This window comes from Methylobacter sp. (genome assembly GCF_036845245.1).
GTDB lineage: Bacteria > Pseudomonadota > Gammaproteobacteria > Methylococcales > Methylomonadaceae > Methylobacter_A.
This window is the reverse complement of record NZ_DAIUEH010000027.1, coordinates 26,798-48,004: the sequence shown is the minus strand read 5'-3', so window position 1 is coordinate 48,004 and position 21,207 is coordinate 26,798. Positions and strand designations below refer to the sequence as shown.

At 48.3% G+C, this 21,207-nt stretch carries 21 protein-coding genes; 12 read left to right on the top strand and 9 right to left on the bottom strand.

Annotated elements, in window-relative coordinates; all coding sequences use genetic code 11:
• Nucleotides 1-561 precede the first annotated feature (561 nt).
• The 11 genes from V7051_RS13280 (at nucleotide 562) to V7051_RS13230 (ending at nucleotide 12,537) form a co-directional block, all read left to right on the top strand.
• Nucleotides 562-1,857 carry a TolC family protein gene (locus tag V7051_RS13280; protein ID WP_333875496.1) on the top strand — a complete coding sequence of 432 codons (1,296 nt, stop codon included), beginning with the start codon at nucleotides 562-564 and terminating at the stop codon, nucleotides 1,855-1,857.
• Nucleotides 1,850-3,340 (top strand): efflux RND transporter periplasmic adaptor subunit, encoded by a 1,491-nt coding sequence (locus V7051_RS13275; RefSeq protein ID WP_333875497.1) that lies wholly within the window; start codon nucleotides 1,850-1,852, stop codon nucleotides 3,338-3,340. The genes V7051_RS13280 and V7051_RS13275 overlap by 8 nt, the downstream gene beginning before the upstream one ends.
• Nucleotides 3,337-6,525 (top strand): efflux RND transporter permease subunit, encoded by a 3,189-nt coding sequence (locus V7051_RS13270; RefSeq protein WP_333875499.1) that lies wholly within the window; start codon nucleotides 3,337-3,339, stop codon nucleotides 6,523-6,525. The genes V7051_RS13275 and V7051_RS13270 overlap by 4 nt, the downstream gene beginning before the upstream one ends.
• Nucleotides 6,526-6,838: 313 nt before the next feature.
• On the top strand, nucleotides 6,839-7,177 hold the full coding sequence (locus tag V7051_RS13265; RefSeq protein WP_333875501.1) for a hypothetical protein: 339 nt from the start codon (nucleotides 6,839-6,841) through the stop codon (nucleotides 7,175-7,177).
• Between the two features lie 174 nt (nucleotides 7,178-7,351).
• Nucleotides 7,352-8,596: a hypothetical protein gene (locus tag V7051_RS13260; RefSeq protein ID WP_333875503.1), complete on the top strand. Its 1,245-nt coding sequence runs from the start codon at nucleotides 7,352-7,354 to the stop codon at nucleotides 8,594-8,596.
• Nucleotides 8,597-8,621: 25 nt separating this feature from the next.
• Nucleotides 8,622-9,194, top strand: coding sequence for a carboxymuconolactone decarboxylase family protein (locus V7051_RS13255; protein WP_333875505.1), 573 nt, complete (start codon nucleotides 8,622-8,624; stop codon nucleotides 9,192-9,194).
• The gene (locus V7051_RS13250; protein WP_333875506.1) at nucleotides 9,191-10,492 is read left to right on the top strand and encodes an HD-GYP domain-containing protein; all 1,302 of its coding nucleotides are present in this window, start codon (nucleotides 9,191-9,193) and stop codon (nucleotides 10,490-10,492) included. Before V7051_RS13255 ends, V7051_RS13250 begins: the two co-directional genes overlap by 4 nt.
• A 73-nt stretch (nucleotides 10,493-10,565) precedes the next feature.
• A complete protein-coding gene (locus V7051_RS13245; RefSeq protein ID WP_333875508.1) occupies nucleotides 10,566-10,880 on the top strand; it encodes a cation-transporting P-type ATPase in 315 nt (104 codons plus the stop codon).
• 258 nt (nucleotides 10,881-11,138) lie between these two features.
• Nucleotides 11,139-11,597, top strand: a complete 459-nt coding sequence (locus V7051_RS13240) for an efflux RND transporter permease subunit (RefSeq protein WP_334168748.1) — start codon at nucleotides 11,139-11,141, stop codon at nucleotides 11,595-11,597.
• Nucleotides 11,503-12,045 carry an efflux RND transporter permease subunit gene (locus tag V7051_RS13235; RefSeq protein ID WP_334168747.1) on the top strand — a complete coding sequence of 181 codons (543 nt, stop codon included), beginning with the start codon at nucleotides 11,503-11,505 and terminating at the stop codon, nucleotides 12,043-12,045. Before V7051_RS13240 ends, V7051_RS13235 begins: the two co-directional genes overlap by 95 nt.
• A 150-nt stretch (nucleotides 12,046-12,195) precedes the next feature.
• Entirely contained in the window at nucleotides 12,196-12,537 is a 342-nt protein-coding gene (locus tag V7051_RS13230; protein WP_333875512.1) for a hypothetical protein, read from the top strand.
• Between the two features lie 658 nt (nucleotides 12,538-13,195).
• Here the strand turns inward: V7051_RS13230 and V7051_RS13225 are convergent.
• Together V7051_RS13225 and V7051_RS13220 are read right to left on the bottom strand one after the other, a co-directional pair.
• Nucleotides 13,196-13,828: a pyridoxamine 5'-phosphate oxidase family protein gene (locus V7051_RS13225; protein ID WP_333875514.1), complete on the bottom strand. Its 633-nt coding sequence runs from the start codon at nucleotides 13,826-13,828 to the stop codon at nucleotides 13,196-13,198.
• Nucleotides 13,825-14,424: a TetR/AcrR family transcriptional regulator gene (locus V7051_RS13220; protein ID WP_333875516.1), complete on the bottom strand. Its 600-nt coding sequence runs from the start codon at nucleotides 14,422-14,424 to the stop codon at nucleotides 13,825-13,827. The genes V7051_RS13225 and V7051_RS13220 overlap by 4 nt, the downstream gene beginning before the upstream one ends.
• Before the next feature lie 113 nt (nucleotides 14,425-14,537).
• Here V7051_RS13220 and V7051_RS13215 point away from each other — a divergent pair, with 113 nt between their 5' ends.
• Nucleotides 14,538-14,927, top strand: coding sequence for a hypothetical protein (locus V7051_RS13215; RefSeq protein ID WP_333875517.1), 390 nt, complete (start codon nucleotides 14,538-14,540; stop codon nucleotides 14,925-14,927).
• A 137-nt stretch (nucleotides 14,928-15,064) separates the two neighbouring features.
• On the opposite strand, the gene V7051_RS13210 is transcribed toward V7051_RS13215, so the two are convergent.
• The 7 genes from V7051_RS13210 to V7051_RS13180 form a co-directional block, all read right to left on the bottom strand.
• Entirely contained in the window at nucleotides 15,065-17,452 is a 2,388-nt protein-coding gene (locus V7051_RS13210) for a methyl-accepting chemotaxis protein (RefSeq protein ID WP_333875519.1), read from the bottom strand.
• 284 nt (nucleotides 17,453-17,736) lie between these two features.
• A complete protein-coding gene (locus V7051_RS13205) occupies nucleotides 17,737-18,321 on the bottom strand; it encodes a nitrogen fixation protein NifQ (RefSeq protein ID WP_333875521.1) in 585 nt (194 codons plus the stop codon).
• A 2-nt stretch (nucleotides 18,322-18,323) separates the two neighbouring features.
• Entirely contained in the window at nucleotides 18,324-18,674 is a 351-nt protein-coding gene (locus tag V7051_RS13200; RefSeq protein ID WP_333875523.1) for a 2Fe-2S iron-sulfur cluster-binding protein, read from the bottom strand.
• 114 nt (nucleotides 18,675-18,788) lie between these two features.
• Complete coding sequence (locus V7051_RS13195; RefSeq protein WP_333875524.1) at nucleotides 18,789-19,076, bottom strand: 2Fe-2S iron-sulfur cluster-binding protein; 288 nt, start codon at nucleotides 19,074-19,076, stop codon at nucleotides 18,789-18,791.
• 28 nt (nucleotides 19,077-19,104) lie between these two features.
• Nucleotides 19,105-20,388, bottom strand: coding sequence for an FprA family A-type flavoprotein (locus tag V7051_RS13190; RefSeq protein ID WP_333875526.1), 1,284 nt, complete (start codon nucleotides 20,386-20,388; stop codon nucleotides 19,105-19,107).
• Nucleotides 20,381-20,803: an ArsC/Spx/MgsR family protein gene (locus V7051_RS13185; RefSeq protein ID WP_333875528.1), complete on the bottom strand. Its 423-nt coding sequence runs from the start codon at nucleotides 20,801-20,803 to the stop codon at nucleotides 20,381-20,383. Before V7051_RS13185 ends, V7051_RS13190 begins: the two co-directional genes overlap by 8 nt.
• A gap of 14 nt (nucleotides 20,804-20,817) precedes the next feature.
• The gene (locus tag V7051_RS13180) at nucleotides 20,818-21,096 is read right to left on the bottom strand and encodes a 4Fe-4S dicluster domain-containing protein (RefSeq protein WP_333875529.1); all 279 of its coding nucleotides are present in this window, start codon (nucleotides 21,094-21,096) and stop codon (nucleotides 20,818-20,820) included.
• Nucleotides 21,097-21,207: the final 111 nt, after the last annotated feature.

The following is a 21,207-nucleotide window of genomic DNA, read 5'->3' as shown; positions in this document are numbered from 1 at the left end:
TACAATGAATACCAGTAGACTGTGAACCAAACACGACACAGACAGATAATGATTAGACAGCGATTTTTATTATTGTTAATACTCATGATGGTCATTACGCCAGTATGGTCTGCGCTTGGCTATTATTCGAGTATGGTCAATTTGTTATCTGCTGAATCATCTTTCGAACCCTCTTTCGAACAAGGCATCGCTGTACCTGATTTGGCCGATGCCGCATCACACAATTCCGATCACTGTCTGCATCAGGATAAATTTAAAATAACCTGCCATGCCAGCGGGAGTTGTACCTTTCATGTTTGTGGTGATGGCGGAATCGCCACATTTTTTTTATTGCCTCAAGCCTATAGTTCGTACCGCTACGAACATTGGGAAAAGTCCGTTCTCCGTTCTCTGTCATCCTCCCCCGAAATAAGACCTCCTATTAATAGCCTCCAACAGTCGTAGGATAGGCAATTTTTTGTCTTTATAACCCAGGGATTAAGTGCCCTCGGGTGATTATCTTGCGCCGACTCAACATAACTTATCCGTTTCACGGACTTTATAACGAGTATAGGAGGACGCATGTCTCCACACATTATTTTCAAGTGTTTTAGCTTGATTGCACTGCCGTTTTCTGCTTGTGTATTTGCAGCTGAACAGCCGGTCATCGAGCAAGTATTAACATTAAAAGCCGCGACCGAGCAGGCCGTTCAGGATAATCCCGATCTGGCGCAAATGCAGGCCAGGGCTCAGGCGATGGCGGCTATTCCGTCGCAAATGGGTACCCTGCCAGATCCTGAAGTCAGTTTCAATGCGATGAGCCTGCCGGTTAATACTTTTAACATCAAGCAGGAAGATATGACGCAACTGGGAGTGGGCGTTTCGCAGGCTTTCCCTTTTCCCGGCAAGCTTAGCTTGCGCGAACAAGCGGCGGCTTTTGAGGCAGAAGCCGCAACACAAAACATCACCGAGGTACGCTGGCAGTTATTGAGTGAGGTTAAAACCACCTGGTGGCTGATTTTTTACCTGGACAGAGCGCTTGGAATTGTTGACAGCAACCATGCGCTGTTGCAGCAATTTGTTCAGATTGCCAGAACAAAATATGAAGTCGGCGAAGGTTTGCAGCAGGATGTATTACTGGCTCAACTGGAATTATCCAAACTGCTCGATCAGCAATTGATGCTGAAGGCATCGAGGCGCAATGCCGCTGCCAGCCTGAATGCACTGTTGGACAAACCGGCCAACGAAGAAATCCGTTTGCCGGACAAGATTGACTCGCAATTGCCGACCATCAAGCAGGAAAACTTGCTCTATCGACAGGCGGAAACATCAAGAGCCGTACTGGAGGGTAACCGGCAAGGCATTAACGCCGCACAATCGCGCTTGGATTTGGCGAAAAAAGACTATCTGCCTGATTTCAATCTGGGCGCATCTTACGGCGCTAGAGCCAACACACCGGCTGGTGATAGGCGAGCCGACCTGTTAAGTTTGAACCTGAGCATGAATGTACCGATCTTCGCCGCTCAAAAACAGGCCAAGGCGGTAGACCAACGCACCAGCGAGTTAATGCAGGAAAAGTACGCGTTACAGGATCAGTGGAACAAGGTGCGCTCGCAAATTTCGCAAAGCTATAACGATTACCGGCGTGCCAAAGATCAAGTGGTGTTGTTTGAAACCGGCATCGTTCCGCAAGCAAGACAAACCGTTGCATCGATGCTGTCTGGCTACCAAGTAAACAAGGTCGATTTCCTGAATTTGCTGCGCAGTCAGCTTACCTTGTTCGAATACGAAACCCAGTACTGGAAAGCCTTTACCGAAGCCAATCAATCGCTGGCGCAGTTAAATGCGGCTGTTGGCAATGAGGAAATTTATGAATAAGCACATAGTAATCACAGCAGTGCTGATGCTGGCGGTGGGTGCTGGCGGCGGGTATTGGCTGGCTATGCAAAACAAACAACAATCCGAGATTGTCTCAACAGAAGCCAAGATGCCCTTGTTTTATCGTAATCAGATGAATCCATCGGACACCTCCCCAGTACCGGCAAAGGATAATATGGGCATGGATTATGTTCCTGTTTATGTGGAAGATGAAAAGCCTGAAAAGTCAAAAGTTTTATTTTACCGCAATCCTATGAATCCCTCTGTCACCTCTCCTGTGCCGACAAAAGATAACATGGGCATGGATTATCTTCCCGTGTATGCGGAAGATGTACAAAAAAATGGACCACCCGGTACGATTACAATCAATCCGGTCACTTTGCAAAACCTTGGAATAAGCACGGCTCTCGCCGAGCAGAGAACGCTTGCACGGACTATTCGGACTGTAGGTCGAGTTACTTACGACGAGCAGCTTCTCACCCGTCTGCATCCCAAGATCGAAGGTTGGATTACCAAACTCTATGTGGATGAGACCGGAGAACAGGTCAAGCGCAATCAGGAACTGCTTGAAATCTATTCGCCGCAGTTAGTAACTACCGAGGAAGAATACCTGCTGGCGCTCAATGGTCTGGAGGAGTTGAAGAACAGCCCATACAAGGACGTCCGCCAAAGCGCCGATAACCTAGTGAAGAGCACGCGGGAGCGATTGGCCTGGCTGGATGTACCAGCACACCAGATAAGCACGCTGGAGGCGACACGCAAGGCCGAGAAGAATTTGCACATCCACTCACCGTTTAATGGCAGCGTCGTAAACATTGGAGCGCGGGAAGGCGTTTATGTGACGCCGCAGACAGAACTGTATATGATCGCCGACCTCTCGCATATCTGGATATTGGCGGACATCTACGAATATGAACTGCCTTTTATTCGCGTCGGACAGGAAGCCAAGGTCACGCTTTCCTATGATCCAAAGACTGTGCTCACAGCACGGATAACCTTTATCTATCCCAACCTAGATCCAAAAACCCGTACCGCGAAGGTGCGGTTCGAGCTGGATAATCCCGGTCAAAAGCTTAAGCTCGATATGTACACCAACGTCGAGTTACAAATCCCGCTGGGAATGCGTCTGGTCGTTCCGGAAGGAGCGATACTGAATTCCGGGACGCGAAATATTTTATTCGTAGATCATAGTCAGGGACATTTGGAACCTCGCGATGTTCAGATTGGAGTCAACGCCGATGGCTACTACGAGGTGTTGAAGGGAGTTACATCCGGGGAGCGGGTGGTAACCTCAGCGGCTTTTCTGATTGATTCAGAGAGCCAGCTTCAATCCGCGCTGGGGATGATGGGGATGCCTGGTATGGAAATGGAAAAGAAAAGAACTGACTCAATGCCTTCTATTCTTCCAGTACCTGAACAAAAGCCTTCAGAGACCAAGCCAGCTATGAAAATGCCAGGCATGCCTCAGGAGACAGTTCAATGATCGAAAAAATTATTGAATACAGTTCGAAGAATCGGTTTCTTGTATTTCTCGGAGTCGCATTTTTCGCAGCTTGGGGTGTGTGGGCTCTCTTACGCACTCCGCTTGATGCCATTCCTGACCTCTCGGACGTTCAGGTGATCATATACACCGAATGGGAAGGCAGAAACCCGACGCTAATCGAAGATCAGGTGACCTATCCTCTCGTGACGCAGATGCTTTCGGCACCCAAGGTTACTGCGGTGCGGGGTTTGTCGTTCTTCGGCTATTCTTTCGTTTACATTCTTTTTGAAGAAGGCACTGATATTTACTGGGCACGTTCCCGGGTACTGGAATATTTGGCGGGAGCAGTCAAACGCTTACCCGCTGGCGTAGTGCCAGAACTCGGTCCTGATGCAACCGGGGTGGGCTGGGTTTATGAATATGCCTTGGTCGATCGCACCGGCAAACACAGTCTTGCCGAGCTTAGAACACTACAGGATTGGTCTATGCGCTATTGGCTCAAGGCGGTTCCTGGAGTATCCGATGTCGCCAGCCTGGGCGGCTTTCAAAAACAGTACCAAGTACATCTTGACCCTACTAAATTGTTGGCTTACAAGCTATCGCCTCGTGACATCATGGAACGGATTCGACAAAGCAACAATGAGGTTGGTGGGCGCGTGATCGAGTTTGCCGGAGCGGAATTCTTGGTGCGCGGTCACGGTTATGTTCGTTCGATCAACGATATTGAACAAATAGCCGTCGGCACCAACGAGGAGGGTACGCCTATTTTGATGCGCGATATTGCCCATGTCGCCCTGGGTCCCGAAATGCGGCGGGGTATCTCGGATCTTGACGGCGAAGGGAACGCGGTCAGCGGCATCGTGGTGATGCGCTTCGGTGAAAATGCCCTGAAAGTAATCGAACGTATCAAGGACAAAATCGCCACGATCAAAACGGCACTCCCGGAAGGAGTCGAGATTGTTCCGGTCTATGATCGTTCAGAACTGATTCTACGCTCGATTGCCACCTTAAAAGAAAAACTCATTGAAGTGACAATCGTGGTGAGCGTGGTCTGCTTTGTCTTCCTTTTTCACCTCCGTTCCGCCCTAGTGGCAATTCTAACCTTGCCGATCGCTATTTTGCTCTCGTTCTTGGCGATGTATTACTTAGGGCTTAGCTCGAACATCATGTCCCTCGGCGGTATTGCAATTGCCGTGGGAGCTATGGTGGATGCGGCCATCGTCATGATCGAGAACGCCCATAAAAGGCTGGAAGAAGCCCCGGATCAGAGTCCTGAAACACGGCAGAGGGTACTTATCGATGCGGCCAAGGAAGTTGGCCGACCTCTCTTCTTTTCACTTCTTGTCATTACGGTCTCGTTTCTCCCTGTCTTTACGCTGGAATCGCAGGAAGGACGCCTCTTCAAGCCACTCGCCTACACCAAGACCTTCTCAATGTTCTTCGCCGCGTTTCTCTCAATCACGGTGGTGCCACTCTTGATGGTTTTGCTCATCAAGGGACGAATCACGCCGCTTGAAAAAAACCCGTTGAATCGGCTTCTGGTCGCAGGCTACGAACCTATCGTAAAAGCGGTGCTACGCTTTCGCTGGGCGACGGTCTTCATCGCCGCGATCCTGCTAGCAGCATCGATACCGGTTTTCGAGAAACTCGGATCGGAATTTATGCCGCCATTGAATGAAGGCACGATCTTGTACATGCCTTTGGGGTTTCCGGGTCAGTCTGTCACGGAATCAACTCGCGTGCTACAGGAGCAAGATCGCATAATAAAACAATTCCCAGAGGTCGAGCATGTCTTCGGCAAAGCCGGCAAGGCGGACACGGCGACCGACCCGGCGGGACTTGAAATGATTGAGACGGTAATTACCTTGAAGCCTGAAGACCAATGGCGGCCAGGAATGACTTGGGATAAGCTGATTGATGAGATGAATCAACGGCTGCGACTACCCGGGATTTCCAATGCCTGGACTATGCCCATCAAGGCTAGAACGGACATGCTGAGCACAGGAATCCGAACGCCCGTGGGGATCAAGATATCCGGTCCCGATCTGGCGGTAATTGAACAGATGGGAAAAGAGATCGAAGGGGTAGTGAAGATGGTGCCTGGAGCGCGCAATGTTTACGCCGAGCGGGTAAATGGAGGATATTTCCTCGACTTCAACATCAAGCGGATAGAGATTGCCCGCTACGGTCTCACGGTTGAAAATGTGCAGGATGTCATCGAATCCGCCATCGGCGGGAAGCCAATTACCACCACCATCGAAGGTCGTGAGCGCTACACAATCAACATGCGCTACGCAGCAGATCTGCGAAACGATGAGAGTAGTTTGAATCGAATTTTGGTTCCGACGCCCGGAGGCAGTCTGATTCCCTTATCACAGCTTGTCGATGTCGTGCGGAGCCGAGGTCCCGCCACTATCCGCAGTGAGGCAGGGATGTTGACTGGCTATATCTATGTCGATGTCGGTGATCGCGACCTTGGCGGTTTTGTCGAGGAAGCCAAGGCTACCGTCACTAAGCAGGTGAAACTACCGCCCGGATATATCATGACTTGGTCTGGGCAATACGAGTACATGCAGAGAGCCGCAGAAAAATTGCGATTGGTGCTTCCACTGACGATATTCCTGATCTTCCTGCTGCTCTATTTCAATTTCCATTCCGTGACAGAGTCGCTGATCGTTATGATTTCAGTTCCTTTCGCGCTCGTCGGTGGGTTCTGGTACCTATACCTCTTGGATTACAACCTCAGCGTGGCGGTATGGGTTGGTATCATTGCGCTGGGGGGCGTTGCGGCCGAGACTGGCGTTGTAATGATCGTCTATCTCGATGAGGCCTATCACAGGCGCAAAGCGCAGGGGCGTATGCAGACCAAAGCGGATTTGGCGGAGGCAATTATCGAGGGAAGTGTGCAACGGATACGACCCAAAATGATGACTGTCGTGGCTATTATGGGCGGACTATTCCCGATCATGTGGAGCCACGGGACAGGTGCTGATGTGATGAAACGTATCGCCGCTCCGATGATCGGCGGGATGCTTACCTCTGCCATCCTCACGCTTCTCGTGATCCCAGCGATCTACTCAATCTGGAAGGGATGGGAACTCAAAGCTGGGAAGCAGGACGGTTTAAAACTGCTTTTGCCGAAAACGGAATCTCGGGTGGGCAAAACTCTCGGAAAGAAAACATGAATACATTATTTAGAGGTCGAAAACTTGTTTTATTAATCGCACTTTTATTGCTCACTGTTTCTTCGTGCGCATCACATACTAAAGTCATTAAAAACGTCTACTCATCACATCCTGGTGGACAGGGGCATCCTTGGGATAAAGGGCGTTCGTTTTAAATACCAATCATGCCGGATTTAGTAACTCAGCATTTGCTAAAAAACTGGATTTCATTGTTCACCCTACACACTATATAAGGAGGTAAAACTGATAACAGGCTAACTAACAACATGAAAAAACGATCATTTGAACTATATAAATTATTTTGGAGAAACTCATGAAAACACAATTACTGATTACCTTAGCTTTATCTCTTGGTTTGCTGTCCGCTTGCGCCGAGATGAACCCGCATCCAATGGATATGAGCCAAGCTGTGCAAAGTGCATCATCCAAAGCCGATCATGAAGCACTGGCGAAACACTATGAGGAAGCAGCCAATGAAATGCAGGTTAAGGTTGATGAGCACAAAAAACTTCTTAGCCAATATGAGTCAAAAAGCTATCTCTACGGTAGGCAGGCGGAAGATTTAAAAGCGCATTGCCTAAAGCTGATTGATGTCTATGAAAAAGCCGTCAAGGAAAATCTGGAAATGGCGAAGATGCATCGCCAAATATAATACTCCACTAGCCAGCATAGCCAGCGAGTGGAAAACTCGCTGGCTATGCTGTTACGATCTTTTGTGTCGTTACGAGCGTCAGGTTAGCTCCGTAATTAATTTGTCAATGGATAAAGCTTAGCTGTTTCGTAAGCTATTCTCTTTAAATATGTTATTTTCACAAAACCATAAAAAATGAACAACCTCTTACAAATAATCACACTATATAAAGTTGATACGGAAAGTGTCTACAATACGTGGTTTATTGACAATGACCAACGCCTTAAAGCCTTTCGCACCATTCGCAGAGGGGTTTTTCAGGTGGTGGAAGATATTAAAAACAGAACTTTTCCCAACGATTTCAAGGGAAGTTCTTTAGAGTTTGTTTTGAACTGTATTGCCGAACAAAAACAGGTGTTTGTCGGGGTATCTCATCCTTTTTATTGGAAACCTAAATTACGCATACCCGATATTTATGAAAATCAAAGTAATAAAACTGCCTTGGGTCAATTCCTGGAAAACTGTATTAATGCTAAATCCGAAGAACAAGTTATTAAAGAAATAGTACGATTAGATGCTCTAAAAATAAAAGGGTTGGGGCCCGCTGTAGCGAGTATTTTATATTTTTTGCATCCGACGTTGTTCCCGCCTTTCAATACTGCCATCCTTAATGGGTTTAACGCTTTATTTAATGATAAAAAGAAATTAGGTTCTTGGACTGAATACCTAAAAATCAGAGAAGTATTGATTGAAACCAACAACAAACATAAAGCTCAACTTTCTAACGATTTGGGAGCGATTGCAGGTTTGTGTTTTGAAATTGGCACACAAAAAATGCTGATCGGCAATGGCGAATATCTAAGTGAAGACGAACGAAATAAATTAGAAAAAAACATTGTAAAACGCCAAAAAGAAATTCAAGACGAAAAACAGGAAGCAAACCTCCATTCCGAAATGCAGTTTCATCTTTTGAAGATCGGCCAAAGCTTGGGTTACGATGCTTTTGTGGCTTCAAATGACCGCTCAAGGTCTTATGCAGGAAGTAGTTTTTCGTTTATGAGTCCCGATAAGTTTCCCGCTATCAATTGTGATAAAGAAACCGCCAATACGATCAAATTGATAGATGTGTTATGGTTTGAGAAAGGGACAAATAATGTGCTTTGTGCCTTTGAAGTTGAAAAAAGCACCAGTATTTATTCTGGAATTTTACGACTGACCGACCTGTCTTATTCCATTGCTACCGGAAACGAGACTTTTTATTTAGTGGTACCCGATAGTAGAGAGAAGGACGTAGTTCTACAGCTCTTAAGGCCTTCGATCAAGCAAATCAAGGCTCCGATTGAATATATTTTATTTTCTGAGCTTCGGCAGCATTGCGATGCCCTTTGTAAATTTGGTGATGATCACCACATCATGAAAAAAATTGCAAAAACCGCATAAGGTAGAAGTCAAATAGGAGAAGCGCATGAGAGTGACAGAAAGACCTATTTCCAGTTACCCAGGGTACCTTCGTCCGTTCTTTTGGAATCAAAAAAGAAAATACGGACAAATCCTTAAGCCTGCGTTGATTTGGGCCAGAGTCCCCAGGTTATTTGCAGCGATAGCCCTGCTCTATGGGGTGCTGGACAGAAAAAGCAGCCCTATCGATACGGTTCTACGATCCTTGGTTACGGTGAGAGTGTCGCAAATAAATGGCTGCCGTTTTTGTATCGATATCAACTCCGCCGTATTGGCGAAAAGAACAGGCTCCATGAACAAGGTGGAAGCCCTTGAGCGATGGCAAGAAAGCGAGCTGTTCGATAACAAAGAAAGGCTTGTCCTGGAGTATGCCGAGGCGGTGACTTATACCGACCGGCGGGTTGATGATGACTTGTCTCAGCGCATGCATGAATGCTTTACCGAAGATGAAATAATCGAACTGACCGGGCTCATTGCCTTTCAGAATTTATCCAGCAAATTTAACAGCGCCCTGGATTTGCCTGCACAAGGATTTTGCCGCCTGCAAGAAAGTAAAGATCGCAACGTGGACAATCAATGAACGGTAGTACCGATTTCAGCGTAGCGCTTGCTACGGGCCGGTTTATTCACCGGAAAATCCTGATCCGGCTGTTTCTGGGTTGGTTGTTCCTCAGCGTAGCGGTCGGAGGCGGCGTTTTATGGCTGGAGGTCAATCGTATCCAGCAGTCCGTGCATGAACTCGCGCTCAAGGAATCCGAGACTTTCAGCGGAGAGTCCGCTCATAATTTGGAACGGCTTGATTCCGCAGCTCGACAACATCTGGTGGAATTGTCACAGCAACTGGTCAACCAACATTTCCTGATCGTCGAATTGTATGACCGCAATAAACAACTCCAGCTCGAAACCATTAGGCTGGGGAAGGAGGCCGCCGAACAGGGCATCGAACACTATCGTCATCGATTTCCACAGGTGGGTGAATTTTCCCATGAGTTCCATTTTATCCGTGGCGAATTGTTGCTGGTCATCCTGGTTCCACTGAAAGACGTCCAGGACTCGTTGACCGGTTATTTCGAAGGCATCTATCAAGTCGATCGGCAGACCCTCGACTCGATCAAGGACGATCTGCTGCGCACACAGCTGTTTGTCACCATCGGTATCACGTTTACCATCCTGTTGATGTATCCGATCATCTTGACGCTCAACCGGGGACTGATCAAATTGTCCGGCGATTTGCTGAAAGGTAACCTGGAGCTGATGAATGTGCTCGGGTGCGCGATTGCCGAACGCGACTCCGATACCAATAGTCATAACTACCGGGTAACGTTTTATGCGCTACGGCTTGGCGAGGCGATTGAGCTCGCCCATGAAGCTATTCACGATCTGATTACCGGTGCTTTTTTGCATGATGTCGGCAAAATAGGCATTCGCGATCCGATCTTACTGAAACCGGGAAAATTGACGCCGGAAGAGTTCGAGATCATGAAAACGCACGTCTCGCTGGGCGTGGATATTCTGAGTAAATCCAGCTGGCTAAGCGGCGCCATGGACGTCGTGAAATTTCATCATGAGAAATACGATGGTACGGGTTATCCGCAGGGACTCAAGGCTGAAGCGATTCCCTTGAATGCGCGGATATTCGCCATCGTGGATGTGTTCGACGCCCTGACTTCCAAGCGCCCGTATAAGGAGTCGTGGACAATGCCCGAAGCCATCGCTATGCTCGAACAGGACAGCGGCAGTCATTTCGATCCACAGTTGGTGAAAATTTTTGTGAGGCTCGCTCCCGATCTTTATCAGAAGATCAGCGATGTTGAAGAACATCGGCTGGAGGCGATGCTACAACACAGCATAGCCCGCTATTTTTTGGCCGTTAGTTAATGGGAGAACAGCACTATGAACGTTATGGCACAAATTATCGATTAACGAGGTAGCAAGCCTTCTCGCGGCCGATGTGGAGCAAGGGCTTTCTGTCAATGAAGCGAAAAATCGGCTCACCCGGTACGGACAAAATAAACTACGCAAGGGCAAACGATTTTCGGCATTGGTCATTTTTGCACGTCAGTTCAAAAGTCTGGTTATCTGGTCGCTGATCGGTGCGGCGGCGGTTTCCGCCGCACTGGGTGAAACTGTAGACGGCATCGCCATTATTGCCATCGTAATCCTGAACGCGATAATCGGCTTTATTCAGGAATATCGTGCCGAGAAGGCGGCGGTCGCATTGGCTCGTCTGACAGCTCCCCATTGCCGCGTGGTGGCCATAGCGTAGTGGTTGATGCGACTGAAATTGTTCCGGGCGATTTTAGTAATTTAGATACATTCATGGTCGTCTGCTTCTGGTCATTTGCAACACGTCACGACCGTCCGGTTTAGGGAACCAACCGGCAGTTATGGGCGATAGCACCTATTCGCGACGGCCAGAAGCTGGCAGTCACTTTGGAGCAATTCTATCGTAAATGGTGGTGGATGTGCCGGAATCAGTGGCCGGCAATGCGTCGAAACAGATGACTGTTTTCAATCGGAATTGGTGGCTGCGGAAGTAGGCTCCGGGCTGTTTTTCTCGCTGCTGGTCATTACCGTTTCGTTCCTGCCGATCATCACGATGCAGGCGCAGGAAGGCCGATTGTTCAGTCCGCTGGCTTTTACCAAATCCTACGCGATGGCGGCAGCGGCGATACTGACGGTCACGTTGATGCCGGTGTTGATGGGTTACTTTGTCCGCGGCAAGATCATTCCCGAACAGCGTAACCCGATCAACCGCTATCGGCGGCTACGTCACGCTAGCGAAACAAAAGCTGGCCGAACAGGTCACTATACCCGCAGGTTACACCGTCACCTGGTCAGGCCAGTTCGAATACATGGAACGGGCCGCAGAACGATTGCGGTTGGTCGTGCCGCTTATACTGGTACTGATTTTTGTCCTGTTGTATTGCGCGTTCCGCAATATCACCGAACCGGCCATTGTGATGCTGACCATTCCGTTTAGCTTGGTTGGCGGCATTTGGCTGGTGTACTGGATGGGATTCAATTTGTCGGTTGCGGTTTACGTCGGCTTTATCGCGCTTGCCGGTACCGCCGCCGAAACCGGCGTTATGGTGTTAAGTTTTATCGATATTGAAATTGAAAAACTGCGGGAGCAAAAACAGGCGCCGTTGACCGGCGACGAAATCAGGGCCGCCAGCGAGGCTGCTACAGCTATGCGGGTGAGGCCTGTGGCGATTACCGCTCTTGCGAATATTGTGGGTTTGATTCCGATTATGTGGGCTACCGGCGCAGGTGCCGATGTTACCCAACGTATCGCCGCCCCGGCGTTGGGTGGAATGCTGACTGTGCTGACATTGAGTCTGTTGATATTCCCGGTCATCTACAGCATGGCGTTACAGTTTCAGGAGGCGCGCAAGCCAAAGCCGGGGTTATTAAGGCACGAGTTATAAACCACGAAAAATACCTGCGACGGGTATTTCAGCTCAATAGAGGGTTCATCCGATAGGTAACAGCGCTTATTGATTGAAGAAGGTGAACTCTCTATTCTGCCTAACTACCTGAAAAAACGATGTCGTTTTGAATTTCTCCGGAGAAAAACCATGAAAACAAAATTACTGATTCCCCTGTTTTTGGTTATGGGGTTACTGAGCGCTTGCACCAATATCAATCCGCAGCCGACCGACATGGACTACTTGGCTATGCGAAGCGAAACCAAAGCCGATCATGAGGCGTTGGCGGAACATTATCAGGAAGCGGCGGAAGAAATGCGGACTAAAGCCGACCAAGACAAGAAACTGCTGAGCCAATATGAGTCGAAAAGCTATCTCTACGGCAGGCAAGCTGAAGATTTAAAAGCGAGTTGTCAAAGGTTGATTGATGTTTATGAAAAAGCCGCAGAAGAAAACTTGAGCATGGCAAAAATGCATCGGCAGATGATGTAAGAACTACAAGGATGCGCTTTACTTTGTTTAGCGCATCCTACGTGACTAGAGCAACAAGATTATTAGGTGGTGTAATTACATCTTCAATGGAATACCTGTAAACGATTGAAGCACTATCCATATCAGCACACCAGTAAGAACCAATAAAATCGTTTTAATGTTTTTTGATGCTTCGTCATCATCTTTTTTTGACATAACAACCTCATCGTTTAATTTCAACATTTAATGACAGAAAAGATAGCCAAGTAGATCGGGCAACATCTTTTCGTTGCAGGACCATTTTGCGCCTGTTGGTGTCGGGCATAAACAGCATGCCCGCCTACGTGACTACCGGCCAATTGCAGACGATCATATCGTCTTGTCTAATGTTAGAATTTAGGACGGCGATAGAAACTATGCCGATGGCAATGGGTAATTTTTAACATCAGATAATAAGGATTCAAGCTGCTTCTGTCTCAGTGTCAAGGTAGCTAACCATAACATGGATTAAGATACAAGGGTGTGCCGCGTATGCAAGACAATATAGGATCTAGTACTCAGTCAAATTTATAATGTCGAGTGAAGAAGGCTATGTGGGAGCGGCTTTAGCCGCGACAATCGCGGCTAAAGCCGCTCCCACAATTAAATTACCACCCGACAAAACAAGATTGACTGAGTACTAGTCGCGGTTTAACGCGGCGGCTGCATCCTGCTCATTACCGGCCAGATGGGCGTCGCGCGGCGGTAATACGTCGGCGACCACTTCCAGCCGCTTCCAGGCCGGTACCGGCGTTTCGCAATGTTGTTTGGGCACGAACGCCGACTCTTCGACCAACGTCATTTTATGGATATAACGCGGACAGTTGGGGAACATTTCCCGCAGTTTTACCCGTAATACCAACTCCGCTTCGGGCCAGTGATTTTGCAAAGGATCATCGTCCTGTATGAACGCGTCGCCGTTGAAACGAAGACGGGCTTGGCGCTGAAAGTCGACGAACAACAGGCTGACATGCTCGTTAACCAATACATTGCCTGCCGACAGGTACATGCCGCTGCCGTCGTAGAGGGGAAAAGCCAGGGTTTGTTCATCGATAACCTTGACCAAACCAACGCTGCCGCCTTTGTAGGAACAACTGGGACGTCCGTCCCGATCCACCGTGGCGAAAAAAAACATGTTCTGTTCTTCGATAAACGCTTTGTCTTCCGGGCTGATTTGGTCGCTGACTATCGCTTCGACCAGACGGTCGGCCATGGGCCGGGTCTCGAAACGGTCTTGCAATTGGCGGCTGCCTTCATGGTAAAACTCACTCATTGTTGCTCCTCATTAGGGTTAGTAAAGATGTCTGGGCTTAAGCTACTCTCGATAAGCACCATGGCGGCCTGCTTGGCCTGTTCGGCGGAGCCTGAATGACGCTTCATCTGTTCCGAAACGATAGCTCCTTCGACCAGCAGGCTTAATTGTAACGCCAGGCTTTCCGGCGATTTCGAACCGCACTGTTTAGCCAGACCGGCAATATAGTTTCTAAAATGATCATAAAACTCGGCAGACACCTGATGCACCGGGTTGCCTTCAAGCGGAAATTCGGCCGCGGCATTGATAAAGGCGCAACCGCGAAATTCAGGAATAACCATCCATTCATCAATCACGTCAAATACCGCCAGTAACTTGGTCTTGGGCGTATCGGCCTTGCCGTTAACCTGATCGACAAACCAGATTCGAAAGTCTTCATCCCGCTTGCGCAGAAAGGCAAGCACCAACTCATCCTTGGAAGAGAAGTATTTATACAGACTCATTTTTGTAGTGTTCGCCGCTTTGGCAATCGCATCGACGCCGGTCGCCCTGATGCCTTGGCTATAAAACAGCTCTGATGCGGCTTGCAGGATTTTTTCTTGCAGGTTTAATGACATAGGGGAGGGTAATAGAAAACAGGTTGATTGTCACTATACCGGTCGGTATACTGCGCTGTCAATATACAGACCGGTCTGTATATTTTTATAACTATAAGAAATGGGATAATGCGATGGAAATATTATTAATTGGCGCTGTGCTGATGATTTTTGCCGTTTTGGCTTCGGCATGGCTGATGACTTTTGCAAGATGGTTTCCTGTCAAAGGCATTGATGGCGAATTCCTTACCGACTATAAAACATTGATCAGGGCGCATATAGATTTTGCGTTAATGGCTTTGTTCTGTCTGGGGTTTTATGCGGTCAAAGTGCCGTTATCGGTTACGGCTTGCTGGCTGGTAGTAATCGGCGGCATCACTAATCCTTGCGTGTTTGTCGTTGCTGCCTTTGATCCGGCTTTTTGGGAAAAAACAGCCTGGAGAGTCTACTCGGCTATCAGTTTTATTGTCACAACGATAGGCTTTGGCTGGGTTGGCATCGGTTTGTTAGATTACGCTGTATAGTTCAGCTTACTGATGACATTTGAGAAGACAGGGCTGTTTGACCCTGTGTTCTGTGTTGAACTATTCCGTCAGCCGTGCGCGCCTCAGCCTAAGCAAGTCCTGCCATTGGACATGCTTAACATCGATTGAATATGGCATCAAAACTCTTCCCAATCGTTATTACTAGTAGGCTGTAATTGGAGTCGCTTGAGCAGTGAATTTTTACCTGTATTTGTTTGTGCGGGTTTTATTTCTCTTCGTACAGTAGGCAGATAAAAAGAGTGGGCCGGGTTAAGCAAGTTATCGTCCACTTTAAAACTGCGCATTGTGACGACCAGGCCTTGTGCCTGCTCTTCCAGCGATTCCGCTGCCGCTGAGGCCTGTTCCACCAGAGCGGCATTTTGTTGGGTTACGTCATCCATTTGAGCGATCGCCATATTAACCTGTTCGATGCCGGAACTTTGTTCGGCGGAGGCGGTGGTGATTTCGGACATCATGTTGGTGACGCCGCGGATGGAGTTGACAATTTCTTCCATCGTCAGCCCCGCTTGAGCAACCAGCTTACTGCCTCCTGAGACTTTGGTTACCGAATCATTAATCAGGTCTTTAATTTCTCCGGCAGCCGTCGCGGCACGTTGGGCAAGATTGCGCACTTCCACGGCGACAACGGCGAAACCACGGCCTTGGTCACCGGCACGGGCCGCCTCTACTGCGGCATTGAGCGCGAGAATGTTGGTCTGGAACGCGATGTCGTCGATGACCGAAATAATATCCCCGATTTTATGCGAAGATTCGTTGATGTCATTCATGGTCATGACGACTTGGTTGACGACTTCAACGCCTTTGCCCGCGATGTCGGATGCGTTAACCGCAAGCTTGTTGGCCTGTTGGGCGTTGGTAGCATTGTGTTGCACGGCGGAGGTCAATTCTTCCATGCTGGCCGCGGTTTGTTGCAGACTGGCGGCTTGCTGCTCGGTCCGATGAGACAAATCATTGTTGCCTGCGGCAATTTCTTTAGACGCTGTGTTAATGCTGTCGGTGGTCGCTTTGATTTGGTTAATAATCGCTTTAAGCTTTTCTACTGTGGTATTGGAGTCATCCTTGAGTTGTCCGAAAGTACCGGAATAGTTGTTGGTAATGGTTTCGGTCAGGTCGCCGCGGGACAATGCTTCAAGTACGCGGACCACTTCATTGAGACCGGTTTCACTGGTTTCCATCAGTTCGTTGATAGCAACGCTCAGTTCACGGAAGAAGCCTTCCTTGCCCTGTAAGTCAAAGCGTTGGGTGAAATCGCCTTGTACGGCGGCATTCACTATTTTGGCTACTTCCAGCTCAATTTCGACTTCGGCGGTTCGATCTTTCCATTCCACCACGACGCCGAGTTTTTCGCCGCGTTCATTATTGATCGGGTTCGCAACCAGGTAAAAAGTGCGCCCTGCGATAGTAATCTCGCTTCGTAAAGTCGAGCTGAACTGCGCCAGCAATTCTTTCTGGTGTGCCGGGTTTTTATGAAAAGAATCGATGCTGGATCCCAGTAGATTGTCGAACTCAAAATGCGGAATGGACCTGCGAATGTCGGATTCGGCCAGTCGCAGCATATTATGCACGGCCGGGTTCATATAAATGACATTGCGTTCGTTATCGGCGATCATCACATTGGCACTGATGCTATCCAGAGCGGTCTTGATGCGCAGGGCTTCGTTGGCTATTTGGCGATCCGCTGTAATGCGCTCAAGCAATTGTTGCTGCATGTCTTTCATCGTGGCCAGTAAACTGCCGTTATCGTTTTTCTTAAGCGCTATCGCATTATCCAGTTTGCCGGCGGCAATGTTTATGGCCAAGTCGGCGACATCGCTTGGCTCACCGCCCAATTGACGAATAATGCCGCGGCTGATTATGATCGTCAACGCAACGGCGACCGCAACGCTGAAAGCGAAAATACCGATCAGGAGAATGCTGTACCGGTGGATGGTGCTTAGAGCTTGTGTCTCATCCGTTACATTGCGAGCGGTCGTAAGTTGCACCACTTTATCGATAGCGGTACGGTGTTGTTCATAGGCATGGCGCATTTTCTGGAGGCTGGCTTGCGATGCGTCGCGGTCTCCTGCCTGAATGGCCGGCAGGAAATAATGGTCGGCCTCATTATAAAAGTCTTGTGCTGCCTGGTAAGAGGCTTGAAGTAACGGAATATGGAGCTCTTGTTCCAACGTCTGGCCTAACCAATAACGATGGCGAGAATCGTAGTCGGTTTTTAGCGTTTGAAGACGCGCTATCAAAGCGCTGATTTCAGACGGATCGGCAGTTTGAGTTAATTGCAGCGTCACCAGATAGGATTCGATGATGTATTCAGGCGGCGGCAGGACATCGGCAATAATATCTTTACCTTGAACGATACTCTGGTATATGGGGCCATTCACATTAAGCGTATTCATGGCTTTGAATGTTGCGAAACCAAACAGTGAAAAACCGATGATCAAAGTGCTTAAAATTATCGTAAAGCGCATTTTGATAGTTAACTGACCGGAATTTTTCAAGTTACTTAACATGATGCTATTTCCTTTTTCTATTTTATGATTGGGACTGTTAAGTGCCGACTATGGCGAACTTCAGGATGTAGATGCCCCAAAGTGATATACGCTTCCTTTCAGCAATATCTAATAACAGAATATGTTCTTTGCCAATCGAAGTGATGAGAAGAACCGTCAGGATTGGTCGGCCGCTTCAATTAAATTAAATGTTCAATATGCCCAATGCAGAACCGGCTGCAAACTCTGTCGATTGTTTAAAGTGATCAATATTGAACGCTGATTCGGACATTAAACTTTAGGCTCTATTCCTCAGAACCGTAACATTTGGAATAGTCTGCGCATACCTCACAAGAGGGTACGCGACACAGGTATAAGCCTTCCGCTTCGCAAAGCTGTTTGTACAAGAATTTTTTCCATTTCATGTCCTTGTCGTTTTTTACGGCTAATTCGGGAAAGTTGTATAGCAGCATGGCACTCAATTGCGAGCGCGACCAAAGACCTAGATCCTGCCATAAGTGATCGCTACCCAGGCTACCGGCCACGATAACGCCAATGACCCAGTCTATTTCGATAATATCGGGGTTACTGAACTGTTTAAGCAGGTTAACCAGGTCATCTTTTTCCAGCATTCGGCTAAAGTCCAGCTTGCTACCCGATGGCGCATGAGCCGGAATAATGCTGCTGCCGGGAAAAAGATGGTTTGTTAAGTCATTAAACTGCTCGCGCTCCAAGCCCATATAGTCGGGTAAAACGCCTTGTCCGGCGCACCAACTAGCCATCATACAAGCCAGCCATTCATGATTAGGCGACAGCCTGTCAGGCATATTGGATTTTAGCCGGGAATAAATTTGTTCCCGGTCGTCATGGAGTTGGAGGGCGGCAGACATGATTAATATTCGACTAGAATATCTTCATCCCTGACTATCATCTGGCAAGCCAGACGCCAGGGCGACGGTATATCGTCAACGATCATTTGATCCATTTCTTCTTTGCTGATTTTGCCGCTAACCCGCAGTACTTCTTTCTCTTTTTCGGTTAAAGGGCCGCCCATACGTTGGTGCTTTTTATCGATGCTGCTGACTTTTACCAGACAAGTGCCGCATTCGCCGTCTTCGCATTCATAATTGATCGGGATTTTGTTTTCCCGCGCCAGTTTTAAAAGCGTCTCTGTATGACTGCCTGCTACGGCATAGACGGTTTTATCCCGGTATTCGGGATTTGAAAAAGTAACTAAAGCCATGATTTACTCCTTATGAGTCTGATTGTGCTGTCGCGTGTTTCCGCGTGGAATCCACCGACCTTTATTCTTATCTGCATTCCCACGCGAGGCGTGGGAATGCAAAACGTGTGTTTGTTAAACCGGCCGAACCTTGATTGTTCCGCCCAATACTTGTGCCTGGCAAGCCAGGCGATTGTGTTTACCGGCCATGTTTTCGCGCAGGACTTTATCTTCAAGTACTGACGGTTCGGCCAGATTGTTCCAGCCTTCGGTTACTTTCATAATGCAAGTACCGCAATCGCCTTCACGGCAGCCGTAAGTAATACCTGAACCGACCTTTTCGGAAATCTCGATCACCCGGGTGCCCGCAGGCGCCGAAACAGTGATATTAATATCTTCAAAGGTAATTGACGCTTTCGCCATTGCTACTCTCCTGATGAATTAAAAAATATTAGGCAAGATCGGCCATATCGATCGTTTTGGGTTGTCTTAAACCCATTAGATCCTGTGCCATTTCATGCCCGAATTCACGACAGCTATTAATTTCTTCTTCCGTCGGAATTAACTTAATGCGTATGCCCGGAATGGGTACACGCAATTTGAGACCGCGTAAGCGATCTTCAACCATTTTCACGCCTTCCCCGGACCAGCCGTATGAGCCGAAAACACCACCCAGTTTTGATTTGAGATTGATGACAGCCAGCGAGGACAGTAAATCCCATACCGGTTTAACCGCATCGCCGTTAATGGTCGGCGTGCCGAACAGGATGCCGTCGGCACCTTCTATTAAATCGACAAACGGTGTTATTTCACTGCCTTCCAGGTCATACAAGGAAACGCGCACATGCTCCACAGCCATTGCGCCTTCATAAATGGCTTCGGCCATGCGCCGCGTATTGCCGTAGGAACTGATATAAAAGATCAGTAGGGTTTTTTCGCCTGCACTGATTTCGCTTTCCAAAGCAGGCCGCGATAATTCACGATAGCGCTGTACATAGCGTTGCGGCTGGTCGCGTAACAGCGGGCCATGCGCAGGCAGGATTTTATTCAGCGGCAGCAAGGGCTCAATCAAGTTTAGCGCCCGATTTACATACTCTTTGAACGGCCGCATGATGTGGGCATAGTAATATTCGAACGAAAAGCGAAAATCGCCGACTTCATCGTTAAACAGCCGCGCATCGCAAAAATGGCAGCCGAACACATCGCCCGAAAACAGGGTTTTTTCTTCCACTAAATAAGTGCATTGCGTATCCGGCCAATGCAAATAAGGGGTGTGTAAAAACGTTAAAGTGCGGTCGCCCAGCGATACTTTGTCACCGGTAGATACCGGCGTGTAATCGAACTCATCCTGTTTTAGCAGGGCTTTAAGCATGGATTGCGCTTTTTGGGAAATGTAAAGTTGAGCTTGCGGCGCGCGGCGCATCAGCTCGGGCAATGCGCCGGTATGATCGGGTTCAAGATGATTCAAGACAATGACTTTGATTTCGTCATAACGGGCTACCGACTCAAAACGGGCAAAAAAATCATCGGCAAAGTTTTCTTTGACCGTATCGATGATTGCCACGCCGTCGCTGCCCCGGACGACATAAGCGTTGTAACTGGTGCCGTTGGCGGTTTTCAGAATAATATCGAAGGTGCGCAATGAAGGATCGAGCGCACCGATCCAATGAACGCGTTCGGAGAGCGTGACAGCTTGCGGTACGCCATCAAGAGTCAGGACCGGAGGTTTACTCATGACCGCAACTTGCGGATGCAAGTGAGCGAGGGCAGCTTTCAATATCCTGATAGGACTGGGTTTCCTTTAAACCGATCCAGTTATCGACTGCGTACTGGTCGAATCCCGCCATTAATTCATCGCCGACTTGCATCAAGGGACGACGAATTAACAACGGATTTTTCACCATCAGCACTAGCGCTTCCTGTTCTGTCAGGTTCTCAGGTTCAATCTCGCCGTATTTGATTGCCGGGGCGCTGTAATTGAACCAATTCCGTACTGCCAACTTACCGAAAAAAGGGCGTAAGCGATCAGGCTGCCAGGCTTCAGTCAATAAATTCAGCGCAACAACCTGATGACCCGCCGCAGCTAATAATTTCTTTTGCCGGGTATTGTTGATACAACCGGGCTTTTCATAGAAAGTGACAGTAGCCATCAGGATGTCCTCAATCAGTGGCCCTGTAACTCGGCCATTGCTTCCGCCATTCTTTCCGGCGGAATGCCTGTTAAAGAGCCTGGTAAGTTAATCGGCTCGCCCAATGAATTTAATATTGCACCTTCAATAGGGCAAATACTGGCACATTGATAAACGGGGTAGTCGCCCTCGCATTCGGTGCATTTTTTGCTGTTAACCAAAAAATGCGGTTTAGCTTCATAAATGGCTTTACTTGGACAGACCGGTTCGCAAGCATAGCAATTAACGCAGGATTCAATAATTTTTACTGCCATGACAGGCTCCTAAAATACTATCGTGTGGGAATATAGGACCGTGGACTGTGTTAACACCATGGACAGCGACTTAAAACAGATTAATTCACCACGAAGGCACGAAGTACACGA